At 31.9% G+C, this 1,002-nt stretch carries 1 protein-coding gene; it reads left to right on the forward strand.

Annotation, left to right across the window (positions count from 1 at the left end; all coding sequences use genetic code 11):
- Positions 1-202 precede the first annotated feature (202 nt).
- Positions 203-1,002: hypothetical protein (locus tag DMC01_RS12570; protein ID WP_142694521.1), on the forward strand; the 800-nt coding region annotated here is incomplete at its 3' end.

A 1,002-nucleotide genomic window follows, 5' to 3' on the forward strand; every position in this document is an offset into this window, starting at 1 on the left:
TTAACCACCCAGCCCTAAATTCAAAAAGCCAAACAAAAATAAACAAAAAGACGCAAAAACAAGAAAAACACAAAAAGAAAAAACAAGGCAAATCAAATAAACAAAAACAGAAAAAACAAAACAAGAAAAAACAACACAAATAAACTAAAACAGTAAATAAAATAGATACAAGAATGCACAAATAAACAAAAAAAGAAAAAAGATGAACAAAACAAATTTTTGCTTGCAGTTTTTAGATCTTAAATCCAAGAAAAAACTCACAAATAAAAAGGCACAAATCATTAATATCCAAAGCAAACAGACTTACACTGAGACCTTGATAAACGGAGAGATTAATCTACTTATAGACAAGGAAAACATAGCAGATTTTTATCTAGCTTATTTAATAGCTGAGGATAAAAGCAAGCACTATGCCTTTAATCTAGCAAAAGAATTCAAAGAAGAAGATGGGAAACAAGCACCTAGTTACACAACGCAAAAGATTCTTACTCCTAGAAGCTATGAAAAAAGCAAGGCTAAGTTATATTTTAAAGAGTGCAAGGAGCTTGTAAGCGAGTATGAGGTAGCCATCATTAAATGCTACAAGGTTTTAAATGATGAGCTAGAAAAAGAAAGAAAAAAACAAGAGGGCTATGATTATTTTATTGATAGCAAGGATGAGCTTTTTGTGGCTGACTGTGAGCAAGAATTAGCCTTTCAGGCTTATTTTTATAAGGACTTAGAAAGGGATAAAAACTTAGCTAACAAGAAAAGAGAGCTTTTAGATAATGAAAGTGCTAAGACTTGCCTTGATCTAGACAAGGTGCAGTGGTGCATAGAAACAAAAGGCAAACAAGTCTTCCTTCAAGGAAACCCCATATTTTTTAGACCCAAAGACCTAGGCTTTGAAAATGAAGACACACTAAGCATAAAGGCAAGATTAAAAGAAGAAACAAGAAGCTTCATACAAAAAAGACAGGTGTATTATAAGGAAGTATTTAAGATTGATGGCAATTTACTTGG

This window comes from Campylobacter troglodytis, assembly GCF_006864425.1.
Taxonomy (GTDB): domain Bacteria; phylum Campylobacterota; class Campylobacteria; order Campylobacterales; family Campylobacteraceae; genus Campylobacter_D; species Campylobacter_D troglodytis.